Here is a 3368-nt window from a genome sequence, read left to right as displayed (position 1 = left end):
TGCTCAGTGATGTTAATTTTTACCTGGACATCCTTGGTGAGCCCGTGTTTTCAGTGCAATCATCCAACAGTGAAAAAACAGACTGGTTAGTGAATGAGCTGGAAAGGCTGGGTTTCGCTATTAATGATGACAAGGCCAAAGATAGCAAAACTAAAGCGACACACACCTTCTACCTTGAGCAGTCACAGCGAACAGTGAACAACCACAATGGCAAGGCAGGGGTAGAAACCGCACTGGTGGTGAAACTGAAAGATAATAGCAGCGGTGATATTTTGTTCACCGTGATGAATGATCCCCTGAAGTCCCGAATCTATGTGAAACCCATTGAACGTGCCGGGCAGGTGTCACAAATCTCCGCCTATAAAAAGCTGAAAAAAAAGCTGGGTATCGAAGTGGTGCAGGCATTGGCCAAATACAGCGAGCAGGGGCGGATTTACCAAATTGTTATTCGTGGCGCGAAGCGCAGCGATGTGGATCTGTTTAAGCATGTATTAAACAATGGCTCGGCAGGGCAGGTGGAAAACTGGCAATGGCGCAACGAAGGCCGGGAAATGACACTGGGCTATCGCTTCCAGGGGACTTTAAGCAGTGCTCTGGATCAATGGCTTGAAGAACTCTACCAGACCTTTCGTGACCATGGCCGCTCCCGTCGCCCGCATATGATCAGGGCTGAGGGCAAACAGGCAATATTTGAAATGGTACAAAAATGATGTACCAACGGATTGCTTTTGTTCTGGCCGTACTGATCTTGCCGCTACCGACTTTTGCCTTTGATCCCGGGCTGATAAAAGCGACTTACCAGCAGGAACTGGCACAGGCGGATGCCGGTGTATACCCATTGTTGGACGGTTTTATTGTCAAGGGGGTATCCGTGCAGCGTCCGGGCATGACCCGTCAGCAGACAGGGCTAAACGCTGAGAAGCAGGTGCTTGCCTTAATCAGTAAAACCCGTTCTGAGGCGGTCAATAAGCAGGTCGCTAACGCCCTTCATCGGAAACTGCTGGCAAGAAAAGGCTTGGTAACCGATTTTCAGGGTGAGTTATATCAAATAGAGCGGGAAGCGTCCGGAAAGCAATACCGTTATGTCGTTTATGTAAAAAAGGCAGCGCTGACCCTGAATGAGAAACTGCCAGAACTTACGGCACTGACAGGCCCGTTAAAAGACCTGCTGCAAGAAGAAATCAAGACGAAAAATTATAAAGCCCTGGCCCTGTATTTCAGTGATCTTGGGGTGACTGTCCTGTCCGATTATTATGGGGCTGCCCAGCTAAAGAAAACAGGGGTATTGACCGGCAGCTTTCCTTCGGTGGGTGGCACCTGGACGGTGATTAATGCTGGCACCAGAGAAGAGATAAGTACCCAGCTCAATGGCACAAACGTCAGTTGCCCGGTATTGCAAATGCTCGCTGAGAAAGCCGGTGGCACTATCAAGAAAACTCTGGGACGAATTGAAGCAGCCAGTTGCCAGACAGACCGCGATTTACCGGACTGGTATCAATCACGGGATGATTTTCGGAATCTGGTGGCCTACTCCCTCACCGGTAATGGTTCCCTGATATTTTCCAGAGATGCTCTCTATGGCAGTCCGGCGGTGGCAGAGCATTTTCAGCGTTTAGCCGACGGGGAGTTCAGTCAGGGTATTGACCCGGTAAAAACCCTGTCGATGCAAACCCTGTCTTTATCCCAGCAACCCATCAATGCCAGGGGCTGGAACCAGTTAGGGGCGGTGCTCAGGGCGATGGGTCAATATCCGCTGGCACTGGCGGCTCATCAGCAGGCCATTATGGCCACTGAGCCAACAGCAACCACCCTTATCCATATAGCCAAAACGTATCAGGCAATGGGCGATATGCAGAAAGCCATTGCTTATAGCCAAATTACTCAACTTCTGTCGTTTTCTGATTTCACATCAACCTGGGTGCAAGCCTCGCTTGGTGAACTGACTCAAATGCCCCTGGCAAAAAAACAAACGGAGATAAAATGAAATTTTCCCTAAACCCGCTGTTTGCTGCGGTTGTGCTGTCAGCGTCCTTGTCAGTTCAGGCAAATGATTTCGGTGCCAACCCGAAAACCGTTGCACCGGCTGGCGAAGAAGTCAGCGTTGAGCAGATGGTGGTCCAGGCAAATCAGGCGCCCAACCAGAATGATTTCAAGGTGTTTGATAGCCGCTCATCAGACCTTTTCTTTTCGGTAGAAAACGAGCTGACTGATTATCAGCTGCAAAAAGGCTGGTCCGATAATTACACCCCGGGGAAGTTTCGTTTAATCACTGTGGCGACCGCATCCGTTCCTGTAACCAATCCGAAAACAGACCCCCGGTTTTTGGAAAAACGGGCACAGGCTGCAACCACCGCCATGCTGACAGCCAAGGCCAACATCATAAAGACCATAAGAACCCGGATGTCAGCCTCTGACCAATTAATTATGCCCGGCTCTCCCATCCGTGAAGCGCTGAATGCTGAACTAACAAAGCTGGAAGACCAGCTGGCCACTATCCAGTATGAGGCTGAAGAATTGCAGTCCATTTTGACGGAGGAAGAGCAGCAGCAACTCCAGGGGGTTGACTGGACCGGGCGCAGAGAAGCTTTTGTTGATGCGGTTATTAAGAAAATTGATGCCAGCTATGATCCGACAGTCCTTGATAATGTCCAGGCGTCGCGTATTGCTGACCTTAAAATTAAGCTTGGCAGCACTCTGTCGCTGCAAGATGAAATCACTCAACGGGCTGAAGCGCTTAAGGGCAATATTTCATCGGAGTCGGTTTCATCCGTAGCAGCCATTGCCAGTATGCCTTTATACGGCACGGTCACCCTGGCTACGGAAGAAGCCTGGGATAAGAACAGCAGAAAATATGAAGTGGGGGTCATCGTTGCCTGGAGTCAGAAGCATGAGGCCAGAACGCGCGCTATTTTAACAGGAAACAGGCAGGGCAAAGCCCTGGGTGGTAATAACCTGGAGCTGCGACAGTACATTGCCAGCCAGGATGCAGCCACGATGATTGGCCCGTCAAATTTCACCGATAGTCAGGGTGTGCGCTGGGTAATTGGTTCGGCAGCTGCAGAAATTCGAGGTTCTGACAGTAAACGGGCCAAGCAAAAAGCGGATCTGCTGGCCATGAAAGAGACGGCGATTTCTCTCTATTCTGACGTATCCTCAAGGCAAACGTACGACAGCATTGTGCAGGAAATATTTGCTGGCGATGTTATGAATAATGAAACCGAAGCCGTTGTGGTGGAAAGTTTTTCTTCTGTGATGCGTCAGGCGTTTTCAGACCGGACGGTGCAAGGGGTATCAAAGGTTTACAGCCGGGAAATTAAACATCCGATTACGGGTAAAAGAACCTATGTATCGGTTTATGCCGTTTCGGC

3 protein-coding genes are annotated in these 3368 nt (G+C 50.0%); all 3 read left to right on the top strand.

The window, feature by feature from the left end; translation table 11 throughout:
* A partial coding sequence (locus tag RM811_RS21725) for a hypothetical protein (RefSeq protein ID WP_402528321.1) occupies window positions 1–710 on the top strand: 710 nt, incomplete at its 5' end.
* A complete protein-coding gene (locus RM811_RS21720; protein ID WP_402528318.1) occupies window positions 707–1984 on the top strand; it encodes a tetratricopeptide repeat protein in 1278 nt (425 codons plus the stop codon). The genes RM811_RS21725 and RM811_RS21720, both read left to right, overlap by 4 nt.
* Window positions 1981–3368: hypothetical protein (locus tag RM811_RS21715; protein WP_402528316.1), on the top strand; the 1388-nt coding region annotated here is incomplete at its 3' end. The genes RM811_RS21720 and RM811_RS21715, both read left to right, overlap by 4 nt.

The organism is Endozoicomonas sp. (assembly GCF_031844845.1).
Taxonomy (GTDB): domain Bacteria; phylum Pseudomonadota; class Gammaproteobacteria; order Pseudomonadales; family Endozoicomonadaceae; genus Endozoicomonas.
The sequence above is the reverse complement of the archived record's forward strand: the minus strand, read 5'-3'. Positions and strand labels throughout refer to the sequence as shown.